15 protein-coding genes and 1 pseudogene are annotated in these 16009 nt (G+C 70.8%); 2 read left to right on the top strand and 14 right to left on the bottom strand.

What is annotated here, in order from left to right; genetic code table 11:
- Positions 1 to 120: 120 nt before the first annotated feature.
- From APY03_RS32925 to APY03_RS32915, 3 genes are read right to left on the bottom strand one after another with little or no spacing between them, the layout of a single operon-like run.
- Positions 121 to 786 carry a DUF484 family protein gene (locus tag APY03_RS32925; protein WP_174262785.1) on the bottom strand — a complete coding sequence of 222 codons (666 nt, stop codon included), beginning with the start codon at positions 784 to 786 and terminating at the stop codon, positions 121 to 123.
- Positions 787 to 806: 20 nt separating this feature from the next.
- Complete coding sequence (gene dapF / locus APY03_RS32920; RefSeq protein ID WP_068683888.1) at positions 807 to 1682, bottom strand: diaminopimelate epimerase; 876 nt, start codon at positions 1680 to 1682, stop codon at positions 807 to 809.
- A gap of 42 nt (positions 1683 to 1724) precedes the next feature.
- Positions 1725 to 2348: a 2-hydroxychromene-2-carboxylate isomerase gene (locus tag APY03_RS32915; protein WP_068683885.1), complete on the bottom strand. Its 624-nt coding sequence runs from the start codon at positions 2346 to 2348 to the stop codon at positions 1725 to 1727.
- Between the two features lie 21 nt (positions 2349 to 2369).
- Between APY03_RS32915 and APY03_RS32910 the strand changes: the two genes are divergently transcribed.
- A complete protein-coding gene (locus tag APY03_RS32910; RefSeq protein ID WP_083944721.1) occupies positions 2370 to 3908 on the top strand; it encodes an FAD-dependent oxidoreductase in 1539 nt (512 codons plus the stop codon).
- Between the two features lie 73 nt (positions 3909 to 3981).
- Positions 3982 to 4875, top strand: coding sequence for a LysR family transcriptional regulator (locus tag APY03_RS32905; RefSeq protein WP_068683921.1), 894 nt, complete (start codon positions 3982 to 3984; stop codon positions 4873 to 4875).
- Here APY03_RS32905 and APY03_RS32900 read toward each other — a convergent pair.
- From APY03_RS32900 to APY03_RS32850, 11 genes and pseudogenes are all read right to left on the bottom strand, one after another.
- Positions 4863 to 5849 carry a tripartite tricarboxylate transporter substrate binding protein gene (locus tag APY03_RS32900; protein WP_068683880.1) on the bottom strand — a complete coding sequence of 329 codons (987 nt, stop codon included), beginning with the start codon at positions 5847 to 5849 and terminating at the stop codon, positions 4863 to 4865. The two genes, APY03_RS32905 and APY03_RS32900, sit on opposite strands and share 13 nt — an antisense overlap.
- A 46-nt stretch (positions 5850 to 5895) precedes the next feature.
- Entirely contained in the window at positions 5896 to 6726 is an 831-nt protein-coding gene (locus tag APY03_RS32895; protein WP_068683878.1) for an amidohydrolase family protein, read from the bottom strand.
- A complete protein-coding gene (locus tag APY03_RS32890) occupies positions 6719 to 7594 on the bottom strand; it encodes an isocitrate lyase/PEP mutase family protein (RefSeq protein ID WP_068683919.1) in 876 nt (291 codons plus the stop codon). Before APY03_RS32890 ends, APY03_RS32895 begins: the two co-directional genes overlap by 8 nt.
- Before the next feature lie 119 nt (positions 7595 to 7713).
- Positions 7714 to 8736, bottom strand: a complete 1023-nt coding sequence (locus tag APY03_RS32885) for a Bug family tripartite tricarboxylate transporter substrate binding protein (protein ID WP_068683876.1) — start codon at positions 8734 to 8736, stop codon at positions 7714 to 7716.
- A gap of 108 nt (positions 8737 to 8844) precedes the next feature.
- On the bottom strand, positions 8845 to 9531 hold the full coding sequence (locus APY03_RS32880) for a HAMP domain-containing histidine kinase (protein ID WP_068683875.1): 687 nt from the start codon (positions 9529 to 9531) through the stop codon (positions 8845 to 8847).
- A gap of 177 nt (positions 9532 to 9708) precedes the next feature.
- Complete coding sequence (locus APY03_RS32875; RefSeq protein WP_068683874.1) at positions 9709 to 10926, bottom strand: amidohydrolase family protein; 1218 nt, start codon at positions 10924 to 10926, stop codon at positions 9709 to 9711.
- Positions 10927 to 10979: 53 nt separating this feature from the next.
- Positions 10980 to 11243 (bottom strand): annotated as a pseudogene (locus tag APY03_RS32870) (magnesium transporter); the annotation flags it as partial.
- Positions 11244 to 11328: 85 nt separating this feature from the next.
- A complete protein-coding gene (locus tag APY03_RS32865) occupies positions 11329 to 12105 on the bottom strand; it encodes a slipin family protein (RefSeq protein ID WP_068683872.1) in 777 nt (258 codons plus the stop codon).
- Positions 12106 to 12107: 2 nt separating this feature from the next.
- Entirely contained in the window at positions 12108 to 13490 is a 1383-nt protein-coding gene (locus APY03_RS32860) for an NfeD family protein (protein ID WP_068683871.1), read from the bottom strand.
- An 87-nt stretch (positions 13491 to 13577) separates the two neighbouring features.
- The gene (locus APY03_RS32855; protein ID WP_068683870.1) at positions 13578 to 14888 is read right to left on the bottom strand and encodes a dihydrolipoamide acetyltransferase family protein; all 1311 of its coding nucleotides are present in this window, start codon (positions 14886 to 14888) and stop codon (positions 13578 to 13580) included.
- Between the two features lie 4 nt (positions 14889 to 14892).
- A complete protein-coding gene (locus APY03_RS32850; protein WP_068683869.1) occupies positions 14893 to 15906 on the bottom strand; it encodes an alpha-ketoacid dehydrogenase subunit beta in 1014 nt (337 codons plus the stop codon).
- Positions 15907 to 16009 lie beyond the last annotated feature (103 nt).

Below are 16009 nucleotides of genomic sequence, written 5' to 3'. Positions count from 1 at the left end.
CGGCCGCGCGCGCCGGCGGATGCGCAAGCCGCTCGCGCGCGTGCAGCCAGATCATGGCGTGGATCGCGGCATAGCCCAGCAGCAGCACGACGAGCGCGCCCGCCAGCGCGCGCCGCGCAATCAAGAACGCAGCCGCGACAGCGCCGCCGACGCCAGCTCGGCGATGCGCTCCAGGAAGTCGGTGCCCATCTCGGCGTTGAAGCGGTGCGCATCGGGCGATGCCAGCACCAGCAGGCCGAAGGCCGGCGCCTCGGGGTCGGGCCGCAGCGGGATCAGCGCGATCGACACCGCCGCCTGCGGTTCGGCCAGCCAGCCGGCGACCTCGAAGCCGGCGTTGAGGCCGCAATACGGCGCGGTCAGCGAGGTGGCCAGCGCCTTCATGTCCTCGCTCACCTGCTGTGCGTAGGGCTCGTGGAGGTAGCTGCTGTCGCAGTCCCAGATCTTGATCGTGACCTGCGGCACCACGAAGAGCGTCTGCAAGTCGCTCGCGATGCGCGTTGGCAGCGCGCGCGGATCGCGTGTGGTCAGCAGGCCGCGGGTCCAGCGCTGCAGGCGGTCTGCAGTGACGACGTTCTCGGTGCCGTGGCGCACCATGTCCATCACGCGGTGCTCCAGCGCCTTGATCTTCTCGCGCAGCATCTCGGCCTGGCGCTCCTGCAGGCTGACGGCGCGGTTGCCGTGCGGGCTGGTGAGCTGCACCTGGGCCAGCAACTGCGCATGGCGTTCGAAGAAGTCTGGCGTGTTCGAGAGGTAGTTGGCGATATCGTCTTCGGTGATGGGATTCATGGCGTCTCGGTGAATGGAGTTCATGGGGCGTCGGGGACCTCGATGTCGCCCTCGAACACGGTGACGGCGGGGCCCGTCATCAGCACCGGGGCGCCGTTGCCGGCCCACTCGATCGTCAGCAGCCCGCCCCGGGTCTGCACGTCGACGCGGGTGTCGAGACGTCCGAGCCGGATGCCCGCCACCACCGCGGCGCAGGCGCCGGTGCCGCAGGCCAGGGTCTCGCCGGCGCCGCGCTCGAACACCCGCAGTCGCACATGGCCGCGATCGACGATCTGCATGAAACCGGCATTCACGCGCTGGGGAAAGCGCGGATGGTGCTCGATCGCCGGGCCCTGCTGCGCCACCGGCGCGGCATCGACGTCGGGCACGATCTGCACCGCATGCGGATTGCCCATCGAGAGCACCGCCACCGACACCTTCGCGCTGTCGGCGTGCGTGCCCAGGGTGAGATGCCAGGTGTGCCAGCCGTTGTCGTGCTGCGGGTCCAGGCCGGCGGTATCGAAGGGCACGCGCTGCGGCTCGAAGATGGGGGCGCCCATGTCCACCGTCACGCGGCCGTCGGCGCCCATCTTCGGTTCGATGACCCCCGAAAGCGTCTGCACCCGCACCTGCACCTTGTCGGTCAGGCCGTGCTCGCGCACGAAGCGCATGAAGCAGCGCGCGCCATTGCCGCACTGCTCTACCTCGCCGCCGTCGGCGTTGTGGATCACGTACTGGAAGTCCACGCCCTCGGCCGGCGCGGGCCGCACGCTGAGGATCTGGTCGGCGCCCACGCCGAAATGGCGGTCGGCCAGGAAGCGGTACTGCGCCGCGCCGAGGCCGAGCGCGCCGCGGGTCTCGTCCAGCACGACGAAGTCGTTGCCGGCGCCCTGCATCTTGGTGAAGCGGATTCGCATCGGGGGATTATCTGCCGCGCCGCGCTGCCCACCAGCGGCATCTCAGCCGCGCAGCCGTTCCAGCGCCCGGTCCAGGAAGCCCAGCCGGTCCTGCCCCCAGAAGCGCTCGCCCTCGAGAACGTAGGTCGGCGAGCCGAAGACGCCCTTCTCCACGGCCTCGGCACTGTAGGCGCGGTAGGCGGCCTGCGTCTCGGCGGCCTGCTCGAGCGCCTGCAGCGCGGCGCCGTCGTAGCCGTTCTCGTCCGCCACGGAAATGCGGACGTCGGCCTTCGAGGTGTCGCGCTCCTCGGCCCATAGCGCGCGCAGCAGCGCATGCGACAGCGGCTGGGCGTCCAGGCCCTGCAGCTGGGCGGCGATCACCATCCAGCCGGCGTACTTGTTCCAGTTCGGATCGGCGGGCTGGCCCTTGGGATAGTGTGCGGGCTCCAGCACCAGGGGCATGCCCAGGTAATCACGCCAGCGGGCGAGCTCGAGCGCGTGATAGCTGCGGCGCGCCTCCGGCCGGGTTTTCAGCGGAATGCCGCCGGTCTGCGGCACCACGGCCTGGAAGTCGTAGGGCTTGAGCGTGAGGTGCACGTGGTGGCGGCGCACGAGGTCCTGCAGTTGGGGACCGCCGAGGTAGGCCCAGGGCGAGGAGAGGCTGTAGTAGCAGTCGAGGGCGATCATCTTCTGGATTATCTTCAGGTCATGCCCAACGACGCCTCCACCCCCGCGCTGCCGCCGGTGCCCCCGCAGTTCACGACGAGCCCGCGCGACGCCGCAGCGCTCGAAACCCTGGCGATCCGCGCCCGCGCCGAGCTCGAGCGCATCAACGTCCCGCCGCCCGCCTGGATGCTCCCGGCCGAATCCGCCACCGACACGCGGCCGGTGCTCGACGTATTGGTGGCCGGCGCCGGCATGTGCGGCCAGACCGCCGCCTTCGCCTTGCGCCGCGAGGGCCTGGCGAACATCCGCGTGATCGACCGCGCCGCGCGCGGCGAAGAAGGCCCATGGGGCACCTACGCGCGCATGCTCACGCTGCGCAGCCCCAAGCAGGTCGGCGGGCCGGAGCTGGGCGTGCCTTCGCTCTCCTTCCGGGCCTGGTACGAGGCGCAGCACGGCGGCGAGGGCTGGCAGGCGCTGCACAAGATCGGCCGCATCGACTGGCGCGACTACCTCCTGTGGGTGCGCGACACCGTCGGCCTGGCGGTGGACAACGGCGTCAGCCTGCGCTCGGTCTCGCACGGCGAAGGCGGCCGCCTGCTCTCGATCGAGCTCGAAGGCCCCGGCGGCCGGCGCGAGACCGTGCAAGCCCGCCAGCTCGTGCTCGCGCTGGGCCGCGACGGCAGCGGCGCGCCGCGCTGGCCTGATTTTCCGACGCTGCGGCGCGACGATCCGCTCGCGGCAGGCCGGGTGTTCCACTCCGCCGATGCGATCGACTTCGCCGCGCTCGAAGGCAAGCGCATCGGCGTGCTGGGCGCCGGCGCCTCGGCCTTCGACAACGCGGGCAGCGCGCTGGAGGCCGGGGCCGCCGAGGTCCAGCTGTTCGCGCGCCGCCCGCAGCTGCCGCAGGTCAACAAGAGCAAGGCGGCCTCCAGCCACGGCTTCCTGCGCGGCTTCGAGGGACTGGACGATGCGCGCAAGTGGCGCGTGTACACCTACATCTTCGACGAGCAGGTGCCACCGCCCTGGGAGAGCGTGCGCCGCTGCGACGCGCATGCGGCCTTCACGCTGCGCCTGGGCACGCCCTGGCTGGACGTGGTGCCCGGCGAAGGCGGCGTGACGGTCGCCCTGCTCGATGGCGGCAGCGAGCGCTTCGACGCGGTGATCTTCGCAACCGGCTTCGACGTCGACCTGCTCGACCGGCCCGAGACCGGCCGCTACACCCCGCTGATCGACACCTGGGCGCGACACGTGCCGTCCGAAGAGGCGCGGCGCCATCCCGAGCCCGCGCGCTTTCCTTACCTCGGCCCGGGCTTCGAGCTGCGCGCCCTTGCCCCCTGCCCGCCGGACGCGGCCGCGGCGCTGTCGCGCATGCGCCTGTTCAACTGGGGCGCCACCATGAGCCACGGCGCGCTCGCGGGCGACATTCCCGGCCTTGCGATCGGCGCCACCCGCCTGGCCCAGGCGATCGCGCGCGACCTGTTCGTGGAAGACGCCGACCGCCACTGGGCGCGGCTGCAGGCGCATGACGAGCCGGAGCTGATCGCGACGCGCTGGTATGTCCCGGGTGGCAGCGTCGAATGAAGCGCACGGCCGCTGCGATGGCTCATCGCACCGCAGGCGCAGGCGCTCCAGCAAGCCGCCGCGGGATGCGCTGATGGACACCCGCCAGATGCGCTGCATCCTCGCGATCAGCGAGGCGGGCAGCCTCACGCGCGCAGCCGAGCGGCTGGGCATTGCGCAGCCGGCCCTCACCCAGACGCTGAACCGCCTCGAGCGCGAGATCGGCACGCCGCTTTTCACGCGCACCCGGCGCGGCGCGACCCTGACGGAGGCGGGCCTCGCGATCGTGGACGACGTGCGCGCCAGCCTTGCCCATGGCGACGCGGCCGCCGAGCGCGCACGCGCCATCGCGGCGGGCCGCGCGGGGCGGCTCACGGTAGGCTTCGTGACCCATGCCATCTATGAAGTGCTGCCGCGCGCACTGCGTCTGCTGCGTGCCGAGCATCCACGGCTCGAGGTGGTGCTGCGCGAGATGAGCAACGCCGAACAGGTCGACGCGCTGGCGGGCGGGCGCATCGACATCGCGCTGCTGCACCCCCCGGTTTCTGTCGATGCGCGCGTGAACGAACTGCGGCTGGGGGAGGACCCCATGATCGCGGCGCTGCCCGCCGCCTTCGATGTGGCCGAGGATGGCTGCGTGTCCCTGGCAGAGGTCGCGCAGCACGGCCTGGTCTGGTTCCCCGAGCAGCAGGTTCCAGCCTTGCGCAGCCAGATGCTGGGCGCCATCCGCCGCGCCGGCCACCAGGTGCAGGTGGTACAGGACGCGAACCGCACGCTGACCGTGCTGGCCTGCGTGGCGGCCGGCCTGGGCTGGTCGCTGCTGCCGCGCTCGGCGCGCGCATTGCGTCACGAGGGCGTGCGCTATGCCGAGGTGCGCGACGGTGCGGGACTGCCGGCCTTCGAGCTGTCGGCGATGTGGCTGGCGCGCTCGCGGCCGACTTTCGCCGACGCGTTCGCACAGAAACTGGGCCCGGTTCAGTCGACCTGAAGCTTGTTCTCTTTCGCGAGCCGGCTCCACTTGGCGAGCTCGGCGCGGCGGAAGGCATCGAGCTCGGCCGGGCCGGCGCCGATCACCTCGGCGCCCACGGCCTCGAGCCGCTGGCGCACGTCTGCCTCCTTGAGCGTCGCGGCAATTTCCATGGAAAGCCGCTCGATCACCGGCGCCGGCGTGCCCACGGGCACGAACACCGCATTCCACTCGTACATCTCGTAGCCCGGCAGGCCTGACTCGGCGATGGTCGGCACCTCGGGGAGTGCCGGCGAGCGCGTCCGGCCGCCGATCGCGATCGGCCGCAGCTTGCCGCCCTGGATATAGGGCATGCCCGAGCCCAGGCTCGCAAAGAACACCGGCACCTGGCCCGCCATGACGTCGGTGAGCGCGGGGCCGCCGCCCTTGTAGGCCACGTGCGTCATGCGCGTCTTCGCCATCGAGTCGAAGAGCACGGCGGCCAGGTGCGGCGACGAGCCGTTGCCGGAAGACGCGTAATTGACCTCGCCAGGCCGCGCCGTGGCCTGCGCGATCAGGTCCTGGACGCTCCGGATCGGCGCCGCGGGATGCACCACCAGGATGTTCGGGACCTTGACCAGGAGCGACACGGGCGCGAAGTCGCGCAGCGCGTCGAAGGGCATCTTGCTGCGCAGCGCCGGGTTCTGCGCATGGTTGGACGCGTCGAGCATCACCGTGTAGCCGTCGGCCGGGCTCCTGGCCACGAGCTCGCCGCCGATCGCGCCGCCGGCGCCCCCGCGGTTGTCGACCACCACCGGCTGGCCGAGGCGCGCCGAGAGCTTCGGAGCGAGGATGCGGGCCACCGCATCCACGGTGCCGCCGGGTGGATAGGTCACGACCAGGCGAACCGGCTTGGCCGGCCAGCTCTGTGCCTGTGCAGCCAGCGCCGCCAGCATCAGGACCGTACCGCCGACGGCGTGAAGGGCGACTCGCGCGAAGCGTTTGCGATGGACCATCTTTATCTCCTTGCAGCGCCCATCCAGGCGCCTTGCTTTCATGTGATCAGGCGAAGCGGAAAAGCGCCGCCGGCGTGTCGACCAGGATGCGCCGGCGCGCATGCTCATCCTCGACCCAGTCGGCCAGCACCTCCCGGGTTGAACCGAAATCGGCCACCGTCTGGTGCTGCGTATGCGGCCAGTCGCTGCCCCAGAGAAGGCGGCCGGCGCCGAACGCCTCCAGCAGCGCCTGCGCGGCGGCACGGGCGGCGCTGCCGCGCTGGTCGGGCCAGCTGCGGTAGGCGGCAGCCAGCTTGACCCACACGCGCTCCGTCGCAGCGCTGGCCAGCAGCCATGCGAAGCCCTCGTCGTTGGCGAGCGCCGCGCCGGGGCGGCCGAAGTGGTCGACCACCAGCTTGCACCCGGCATCCACGATCGGCCGGCCCGCCTGCGGCAGATCGCGCGATTCGCGATGCAGCTCCACATGCCAGTCGAGTGTGCGCACCCGATCGAACAGGCGCTGCCATTCGGCGCGCGCGAAATCGGGAATGGGGAGCCCCACCAGGTTGAGGCGAATGCCGCGGACGCCTTGCCGGTCCAGGTCCGCCAGCGCATCGTCGTCGAGCGTGGGCTCGATGATCACCACGCCGCGCAGCCGCTGCGGGCAGGCACGCAGCGCATCGAGCAGGAAGCTGTTGTCGGTGCCAAGGAAGCTGGGCTGCACCAGTACGCCGTGCGAGACCGCGTGCGCATCGAGGAGCGCCAGGTAGTCGGCCAGCAACGCGTCGTAATCGGGCGCGTGGCGATGCACCGGCGCCAGCGGCAGTCCGCGCCGGAAGACGTGGGCGTGGCTGTCGATGGCAGCGATCGCGCTGGTAGCCTCGGCCGGCTCAGGCATAGCGCTGCTCGAGGTCGTCGTACTGGTTCTTGCGCACCAGCGCCTGGCGCTCGGCGAACGTGGCGACCAGGCCGCTCGCCTCGTCGAGCCGGCCGCCATCGCGCAGGGCCTGCAGCGCCAGCGTCATGCCGCGCACAGCGCCCTGCAGAGCGGCATTGGCATAGAGCACCAGACCGAAGCCCATGGCGCCGAACTCCGCCGCATCCAGTGTCGGCGTCTTGCCGCCGATCACCACGTTGACCACCTGCGGACAAGCCAGCTCGCGCGGAATGCGGCGCAGCGCTTCCAAGGACTCGGGCGCCTCGACGAAGGTGATGTCGGCGCCGGCCTCGGCATAGGCCGCGGCGCGTGCGATCGCGGCATCGATGCCTTCGACCGCGGCGGCGTCGGTGCGCGCGATCACCAGGAAGTCGGCATGCGCCCGCGCGTCGACCGCCGCCTTCACCTTGCCCAGCATCTCGTCGCGCGCGATCACGGCCTTGCCCTCGAAGTGCCCGCACTTCTTGGGGCTCACCTGGTCCTCCAGCTGGATCGCGTTGGCGCCGGCGCGCTCCAGCGTGCGCACCGTGTGCTGCACGTTGAGCGCATTGCCGAAGCCGGTGTCGGCGTCGACGACGATCGGCAGCTTCACTGCATCGCGCAGCGCGGCCGTGTGCTTTGCCAGGTCGCCGAGGTGGACGAAGCCCAGGTCGGGCATGCCGTAGAAGGTGTTGGTGAGCCCGGCACCGCTCAGGTAGACGGCCTCGAAGCCCAGTTCCTCGATCACGCGCGCGGCCAGCGCGTTGGCCGCGCCCGGCACGACGAGACCGTGCTTCGCCGCGACCTTCCGGCGCAACAGGGTGCCGGGATGGGTGGGGTTGTCGTTCATGTTCATGGGTCCTGTGGATGCCGGGAGTATCGGCATGCACCCGTCCAAACAGAACGCCCTTTCCGGTTGCTTTTGCATAAGCACCGGTTATGGCTGCGGCCCCCCTGCCGCTGCCGGAACTATCCCTCCGCCCGGATGCCGCGCATCAGGATCACGCCACCCAGCTGCGAGGTGTCGCTGCGCATGCGGTGGGCCAGCGCCTGCGGCGTGCCGGCCTCGCTCTGCCAGCCCGCCTTCAGCAACTGCGCCTGGATCTCGGGGGCGCGCAGCACTTCGCCCAGGGCCGCATTGAGCCGCGCCACGGCCGGCTTGGCCATCCCGGCCGGTGCCGCCAGCGCAGTCCATATTTCCAGGTCGGCGCCACGCACCTCGGCCTCGCGCAGCGTGGGCAGCTCCGCGAAGAGCGGGCTGCGCAGCGGCGAAGTGACGCCGATGGCCTTGAACTTGCCCGAGGCCACATGCGGCCTGGCCAGTCCGGGCGGCAGCAGCGCCAGCTGGATCCTGCCTGCGAGCATGGCCTGGATCACCTGCGGGTTGCCGTTGAAGGGCACGTGCTGCGGCGCGATGCTCGTGCGGGCCTTCAAGAGCTCCATGCCCAGATGGCCCACCGTGCCGACGCCGGGGGTGCCGTACCTGCCCTTGTCGCCCAGGTTGCGCGCCCACAGCAGCAGTTCGGTCGGCGTCCTGCCCACCGCGTCGCCGGAGACCGCCAGCACCAGCGGGGCGGTGCCGATCAGGCCGACGGGCGCGAAGTCCTTCTCGGGGTCGAAGGGCGTGGCGGGATTGAGCAGCTTGGCGATCGTGAGATTGCCGTTGATCAGGGCGCCGATGGTGTGGTCGTCCTGCGCCTTCGCCACCAGGCCGGCCGCCACGTTGCCGCTGGCGCCGGGCTTGTTCTCCACGATGACCGGCTGGCCCAGCAGCTTTGCGAGCGGCTCGGCAATCGCCCGTGCCGCCAGGTCGGGCGAGGCGCCGGCAGGAAAGCCGACCAGGATGCGGACAGCCTGGGTAGGCCAGGTCCCCGGCGCTGCGCCGGCCCTGGGAGCCCGCGGCGTCGCCGGCGAAGGGGTCTGCTGAGCCCACGCGGCGGTGCCGCACAGGGAAGCGGCCATGCCTTGGAGCAGGCGGCGTTTGGTGATCATCGACGTTCTCTGGGTGTTGCAATTGGTGGTAACCGGAAGTTACGCGAGCCTTTGCTGCGGCGCAAGACAACCAAATGCTTCACCGGCCCGGAGGGCCGCAAGCCCGCGTCAGCGCGGCTGCAGCGAGAGCCGTACCGTCGCGCCGTCGACCGTGACCGGATAGCCCAGCCCGTCGGCCAGTGCCTGGAACGCCACGGCGTCGATGGCCAGCTTGCGGGGGGCCCGCAGCGCACCCGCTATCGGTGCCGGATCGGCGGAGACGGAATCGCCAGGGCTCGCGATGAAGTGCAGCCCCTCGGGTCCGTCGGGCTCGACGCGGATCGCCCCGAGCCTCGGGGTGTTGTCATGCAGGTAGCCCAGCGCGCCCAGCACCATGTAGCGCAGGGCCGCACCCTCCGGAAAGCGCGGCTCGTCCGGCGTGCCGGCGGCCAGGCTCTCGTCCACGTGCAGCCGGATGCCATGGAGTTCGTAGGCCGCGCGCATCAGGGACGTGCAGCGCTGCACCAGCGCGCTGCGCGTGATGCCCTCGTCGCTCGCGGCCAGCTCCCAGTCGCGCAGCGAGCGAACGCCGTCGGCCAGGGCATCGACCTGCTCGGAAATCGATTGGAGTGCTTGCTCCCGGCCGCCTTCGTCGGCCGTCGCGGCGGCGGCGCGATGCCGAAGCAGCAGCAGGCTCATGCGAATCACCGACAGAGGCGCCGCCATGTCGTGGCGAAGTGCCGGCAGGGCGCGCGTGAGCAGTTCGTGCCGCACCCCGGCGACGATCCAGCTGCTGGCTCCAGGCGAGGCTTTCACTTTCAATCGATGATTCCGCAAAAAGAGGGCTCTGAAGTATGGGCGCGCTCCGCAGCGCGGCCATGTAGGAGGAGGCCTTCTGCTCCGCGGTTCGCGTCGCCCGGGAGCGCGTTGTTCGCGCAGGTCCTCGGCCCCTGCTGGGAAAGGACCCGGACTGGTGGCGCGTCGCGTCCCCGCTCACGCGGGCACTGCTCCAGGCAGCAGCGCCCCGCCGCGCGCCACGATGCGCCCGCCCGACACCACCAGCCGCCGCGGCGGCCGCGCCACCACCGCGTGCGCGACGGTCTGCGCCTCGACCAGCACCAGGTCGGCGCGGCAGCCGGGCGCCAGGCCATAGGCCTCGAAGCCACAGCCGCGAGCGCCCGACTCAGTCACGCAGTCGAGCGCGATCGCCAGCTCGTCGTCGCGACGCAGGTTGTAGCGCAGGCCGATCAGCATCGCGCGCTCCAGCATGTCGGGCGTGCCGTAGGGCGTCCAGGTGTCGCGGATGCCGTCGTTGCCGCCCAGCACCGTCACGCCGGCGCGCCGGCAGGCCAGCAGCGGCGGCACGGCACGCGCGGCCGGCGCGCTGGTGATCAGCACCACGCCCAGCTTCGCCATGCGCGCCAGCAGCGCCTCGCACTCGCGCTCGGGCAGGTCGCCAAGGCAGAAGCCGTGGCTGATCGCGACTTGGCCCTGAAGACCCAGCGCGGCCGTGCGCTCGAGAATCAGCGCCAGCGAAAAGGCGCCCATCGCGCCGGGTTCGTGCAGGTGGATGTCGAGCGGCCGGCCGTGGCGCTGCGCGATCTCGAACAGCGTGTCCAGCGAACGCACCGGGTCGCCGTCGATCGCGCAGGGGTCGAGGCCGCCCAGCACGTCGGCGCCCTGCGCCAGGGCCTGGCCCAGCAGCTCGGCCGTGCCGGGGCGGCCGAGCAGGCCGGACTGCGGGAAGGCCACGATCTGGATCTGCTGCACGCCCTTCATCGCATCGCGGGTGCGCAGCACGCCTTCGAAATGCCGCAGACCGGCCTCGGTGTCGACGTCCACATGGGTGCGCAGCCGCGTCGTGCCCAGCGCCAGGAAGGCCTTGGCCAGCCCCAGCGACTGCGCCGCCGCGTCGTGGCCGCTGGCCCGACGGAAGGCACGCTCGTTGTCGATGCGGTCGACGAGGCGCGGGCCGACCTCGTTGCGGTACCACTCCAACCCCCACAGCGTCTTGTCCAGGTGGGTATGGCCCTCGACCAGGCCGGGCAGCAGCAGTGCGCCGCCGCCCTCCTCCACCACGCAACCTGCCCCGGCCTCGAGCGCAGGGCTGAGCGCGGCGATGCGGCCCTCCTGCACCAGCAGGTCGACGGCGGCGGCGCCGAGCGGCCGCACATTGCGAAGCAGCAGCGGGGAAGGAGAGGCGCGAGACATGGCTGCTAGACCCAGCCCGCGCGCCGGAACCGGTAGTACAGCTTGCCGGTGCCCTCGAGCAGCGGCGCGACGGCGTGCTTGAGCAGCGCCGTGGTCGTTGCGGTTGCGATGGGCCGCTGATGCCCGTGCTGCGCATCCTCGACCCCCAGCGGGTGCAGGCCGAACTCCTCCTGCACCTCCGCCAGCTCCTGCGTCGATGGGTCGCGCAGCGCGACCCAGACGAAGCTGCCGGGCAGCGAGGCGTATTCGCTGATCTCGGAAACGGGAATGTCGGCCAGCTTGGTGCCGTTCTCGTAGACGACGCAGTTGATGAGCATGCGGGGCCAAAGGCGATGAGAAACAGGACGGGGCATCTTGCCACGCGCAGGTGCCGCTCGCCCGGGATAAGCCCGAGCCCTTCGATCAACCCCCCGGCTTCTTCTGCAGCCACTGCAACAGCGGCCCCACGATGTCCAGCGGCAACGGAAAGATGATGGTCGAGTTCTTGTCCGCCGCGATCACCGTCAAGGTCTCCAGGTAGCGCAGCTGCAGCGCCTGCGGCGAGCGCGCCAGGATCTCGGCCGCCTCCGCCAGCTTGACCGAGGCCTGCAGCTCGCCTTCGGCATGGATCACCTTGGCCCTGCGCTCGCGCTCCGCCTCGGCCTGGCGCGCGATCGCGCGCACCATGTTGTCGTTGAGGTCCACATGCTTGATCTCGACATTGGTCACCTTGATGCCCCAGGCGTCCGTCTGCGACTCCAGCGTCTTCTGGATGTCGAGATTGAGGCGCTCGCGCTCGGCCAGCAGGTCGTCGAGCTCGTGCTTGCCCAGCACCGCCCGCAGCGTGGTCTGCGCCAGCTGGCTGGTCGCCTCGAAATACTTCTCGACCTGGATGATCGCCTTCTCCGCATCGACCACGCGGAAGTAGAGCACCGCGTTCACCTTCACCGAGACGTTGTCGCGCGTGATCACGTCCTGGCTCGGGATATCCAGCACCATCACCCGCAGGCCCACGCGCACCATCTGCTGGATGCCGGGGATCAGGATCACCAGCCCGGGGCCCTTGACCCTCCAGAAGCGGCCGAGCTGGAACACTACGCCGCGCTCGTACTCGCGCAGGATGCGCAGCGAGGCGACGACGAGCAGCACCGCGAACACCACGACCAGCACTGTGAGCGCGACGCCGAAATTGAAGAACATGCTCAGACCTTCGCGGCCGACTCCTGGCCTTCAGGCGCCACCTGCAGCGCACTGCCCTGCACGCCGCTGACGCGGACCCGCCGGCCCGCGTAAAGGTCGCCCGCGCCGGTCACGCGCCAGTAGTCGCCCTGGATATGCGCCCAGCCCTCGCCGTCGGCAAACTCGACCAGCTCGCCCGTGGTGCCCACCAGCGTCGTGACGCCACTGACCACCGGGCGACCCTTCGCCTTGGCCGCCATGCCCGCGACCACGATGATGAAGAGCGCCGAGACGGCGCTGCTCAGCGCGATCACCCAGAGCGGCACGCCGAAGCCCGGCACGTCGTTGTCGATCAGCAGCACCGCGCCGAAGGCAAAGGCCGCGATGCCGCCCAGCCCCAGCACGCCGAAGCTGGGCAGGAAGGCCTCGGCCACCAGGAAAGCCACGCCCAGGAGGATCAGCGCGAGGCCCGCGTAGTTGACCGGCAGCATCTGCAGGCCGAAGAGGGCAAGCGTCAGGCAGATCGCGCCCACCACGCCGGGCAGCACGAAGCCGGGACTGGAAAACTCGAACAGCAGGCCGTAGATGCCGATCATCAGCAAAATCAACGCCAGGCTGGGTTCGGTGATCACCGACAGCAGTCGGCTGCGCCAGTCGGCCTCGAACGCCAGCAGCTGCGCGCGCTGCGTGGCCAGGCGAACGGTGCCGCGCTCCATCTCCACGTCCCGCCCGTTGACCTGCATCAGCAGGTCGGCCACGTCCTGCGCGACGTAATTGATCACCCGCTTCTGCAGGGCCTCTTGCGCGGACAGGCTGACCGACTCGCGTACCGCCTGCTCGGCCCATTCGGCATTGCGATGGCGCAGCTGCGCGAGGCTGCGAATGTAGGCCGAGGCATCGGACAGGCGCTTGGCCGTCATCGCATCAGCCGCGGGCTCGGCGGCCTTGTCGCTCTTGTCGCTCTTGTCACCGGGCTTCGAGTCCGGCCGGCCCGGCATCGGCATGCCGATCGCCACCGGCGTCGCGGCACCGAGATTGGAGGCCGGCGCCATCGCCGCGATGTGGCTGGCATAGAGGATGTAGGTGCCGGCACTGGCGGCCCGCGCACCGCTCGGCGCGACGAAGGTCGCGACCGGCACGCGGGAGGCGAGGATGTCCTTGACGATGCTGCGCATCGAGGCGTCGAGCCCGCCTGGGGTGTCGAGTTGGAGCACCGCGAGCTTTGCGTCCTTGGCGGCAGCGAGCGCGAGGCCGCGGCGCAGATAGTCGGCGGAGGCCGGTCCGATGGCGCCGTCGAGCTGCATCAGGACCACGAGGCGGGGCGCGGGCGTTGCGGGCGGCGCCACGGGAGACACGGCTTCGGCACTGGCCGCTGCTGCCGAATAGGCCAGGAGGACCAGTCCCATCAACCATGCTCTGGCGGACCCCATGCGGCGGATTCTAGGAGTGGGCCGCAGCGATGTCATACGCTCGCAAACCCTCGCGCCACCGGCTCAGGGGTCGATGAAAAGCAGGGCCGGGGACTCGAGCGCGGCCCGCACCGCCTGCACGAACTCGGCCGCGAGCTGGCCATCGATGACGCGGTGGTCGAATGAGCAGGAGAGGTTCATCATGCTGCGGGGCAGCATTGCGCCATCGCGCACGACGGGCCGCTGCACGATGCGGTTGACGCCCACGATCGCCACCTCGGGCCGGTTGATGATCGGCGTCGAGGCGATGCCGCCCAGGGCACCCAGGCTGGTGATGGTGATGGTGGAGCCGCTGAGTTCGTCGCGCGTGGCATGGCCGGCGCGCGCAGCGGCTGCCAGGCGCGCGATCTCGGCCGCGCTGGACCACGGGTCGCGCGCCTCGGCGTGGCGCAGCACCGGCACCATCAGGCCGGCCTCGGTCTGGGTGGCGATGCCCACGTGCACCGCGCCATGGCGCGTGAGCACTCCGGCTTCGTCGTCGAAGCGGGCATTGACCTGCGGATGGCGCTGCACCGCCAGCACCACGGCGCGCACCAGCAGCGGCAGCAGCGTCAGGTGCGCCCGCTCGCCGTTCCACCGTTCGTTCAGCGCCGCACGCAAGCGCTCGACCTCGCCGACGTCGATCTCCTCGACGTACGTGAAGTGCGGGATGCGGCGTGCCGATTCCTGGGTGCGCTGCGCAATGCGGCGGCGCACGCCCGTGATGGGCACGGCCTCTTCGTCGTGGCGCTCCATGCCGCCCTGCGCCTGCGCAGCCTGCTGGGGCGGGCGCTGCCCACCGGGATGACGGGCCAGCCAGGCGTCGAGGTCGCCTTGCACGATACGGCCGGCCGTGCCGCTTGCCGTGATCTGCCGCAGGTCGATGCCAAGTTCCCATGCCCGGCGGCGCACCGCGGGCGAGGCAATGGGCCGCTCGCCGGCTTGCGTTCGCGCCTGCGCGGACTGGGACGCGCGGGCAGGCGCGGACTCGAGGGCCGCTCGCGCTGGTGCTGGTTCTGGTGCCGGTGCTGGTGCCGGTGGAGGTGCCTGCACCGGTGCGGGACCGAGCGTGGGCTCCTGCGTCTGCGTGGCGGCCACCTCGGCATGGCCGCCACCCTCCACCTCGATGCGTATCAGCTCCGCACCCACCGCGATCAGCTGCCCCACCGTACCGCCCAGCGCGATCACCTTGCCTGCCACCGGCGAGGGAATCTCGACGGTGGCCTTGTCGGTCATCACATCGGCCAGCACCTGATCTTCGGCCACCATGTCGCCGGGCTGGACCCACCAGGCGACCAGCTCCACCTCGGCGATGCCTTCGCCGATGTCCGGTACCTTGATCGCGAGGTCGCCCATTCGATCAGTCCTCCATCACGCGCCGGAAGGCGGCGCCGACACGCGCCGGTCCGGGGAAATAGGCCCATTCCTGCGCATGCGGGTACGGTGTGTCCCAGCCGGTGACGCGCTCGATCGGCGCTTCGAGGTGGTAGAAGCAGTGCTCCTGCACCAGCGCCGTCAGCTCGGCGCCGAATCCGCTGGTGCGCGTGGCCTCGTGCACGATCACGCAGCGGCCGGTCTTCTTCACCGAGGCGACGAGCGTGGGCAGATCCAGCGGCCACAGGCTGCGCAGGTCGATGATCTCGGCGTCGATGCCGGTCTCGCGCGCGGCGGCCTCGCAGACGAAGACCATCGTGCCGTAGGTCAGGGCCGTGAGCGCGCTGCCGGGCCGGAACACCGCGGCCGATTCCAGCGGCACCGTGTAGTAGCCCTCCGGCACCTCGCCCAGCGGATGCTGCGACCAGGGCACCAGCGGCCGGTCGTGGTGGCCATCGAAGGGGCCGTTGTACAGGCGCTTGGGCTCCAGGAAGATGACGGGGTCGTCGTTCTCGATCGACGAGATCAGCAGGCCCTTGGCGTCGCGCGGGTTGGAGGGCATCACCGTGCGCAGCCCGCACACATGGGTGAACAACACCTCGGGGCTTTGGCTGTGCGTCTGCCCGCCGTAGATTCCCCCGCCGCAGGGCATGCGGATGGTGATGGGCGCGAAGAAGTCTCCGGCCGAGCGGTAGCGCAGCCGCGCGGCTTCCGACACGATCTGGTCGTAGGCCGGGTAGAAGTAATCGGCGAACTGCACCTCCACCACCGGCCGCAGCCCGTAGGCACCCATGCCGATGGCCGAGCCGACGATGCCGCCCTCGGAGATCGGCGCATCGAACACGCGCGAGCGGCCGTACTTGGCCTGCAGGCCTTCGGTGACGCGGAACACGCCGCCGAAGTAGCCGACGTCCTGGCCGTAGATAACGACGTTGTCGTCTCGTTCGAGCATCAGGTCCATGGCGGAGCGCAGGGCCTGGATCATGGTCATCGCGGGCATGGGTTCGCCTCCGGGCTGGTTTTCAGGGAGGCCCGCGTGCGCTTGAATTGGGACGGTGCTGCAGGGTTGAGGCCGGAGCCGGGAGTTCGCCCCGGCGGGCGAG

Origin of the sequence: Variovorax sp. WDL1 (assembly GCF_001541225.1) — a bacterium.
Lineage (GTDB): Bacteria > Pseudomonadota > Gammaproteobacteria > Burkholderiales > Burkholderiaceae_C > Variovorax.
The sequence above is the reverse complement of the archived record's forward strand: the minus strand, read 5'-3'. Positions and strand labels throughout refer to the sequence as shown.

Coding starts and splice junctions, on each gene's coding strand:
- APY03_RS32875 (WP_068683874.1), bottom strand. CDS start 10,926: ATGTCTCGCGCCTCTCCTTCCCCGCTGCTGCTTCGCAATGTGCGGCCG.
- dapF (WP_068683888.1), bottom strand. CDS start 1,682: ATGCGAATCCGCTTCACCAAGATGCAGGGCGCCGGCAACGACTTCGTC.
- APY03_RS32910 (WP_083944721.1), top strand. CDS start 2,370: ATGCCCAACGACGCCTCCACCCCCGCGCTGCCGCCGGTGCCCCCGCAG.
- APY03_RS32915 (WP_068683885.1), bottom strand. CDS start 2,348: ATGATCGCCCTCGACTGCTACTACAGCCTCTCCTCGCCCTGGGCCTAC.
- APY03_RS32865 (WP_068683872.1), bottom strand. CDS start 12,105: ATGTTCTTCAATTTCGGCGTCGCGCTCACAGTGCTGGTCGTGGTGTTC.
- APY03_RS32860 (WP_068683871.1), bottom strand. CDS start 13,490: ATGGGACTGGTCCTCCTGGCCTATTCGGCAGCAGCGGCCAGTGCCGAA.
- APY03_RS32905 (WP_068683921.1), top strand. CDS start 3,982: ATGGACACCCGCCAGATGCGCTGCATCCTCGCGATCAGCGAGGCGGGC.
- APY03_RS32925 (WP_174262785.1), bottom strand. CDS start 786: ATGAATCCCATCACCGAAGACGATATCGCCAACTACCTCTCGAACACG.
- APY03_RS32850 (WP_068683869.1), bottom strand. CDS start 15,906: ATGCCCGCGATGACCATGATCCAGGCCCTGCGCTCCGCCATGGACCTG.
- APY03_RS32855 (WP_068683870.1), bottom strand. CDS start 14,888: ATGGGCGACCTCGCGATCAAGGTACCGGACATCGGCGAAGGCATCGCC.
- APY03_RS32900 (WP_068683880.1), bottom strand. CDS start 5,849: ATGGTCCATCGCAAACGCTTCGCGCGAGTCGCCCTTCACGCCGTCGGC.
- APY03_RS32895 (WP_068683878.1), bottom strand. CDS start 6,726: ATGCCTGAGCCGGCCGAGGCTACCAGCGCGATCGCTGCCATCGACAGC.
- APY03_RS32890 (WP_068683919.1), bottom strand. CDS start 7,594: ATGAACGACAACCCCACCCATCCCGGCACCCTGTTGCGCCGGAAGGTC.
- APY03_RS32885 (WP_068683876.1), bottom strand. CDS start 8,736: ATGATCACCAAACGCCGCCTGCTCCAAGGCATGGCCGCTTCCCTGTGC.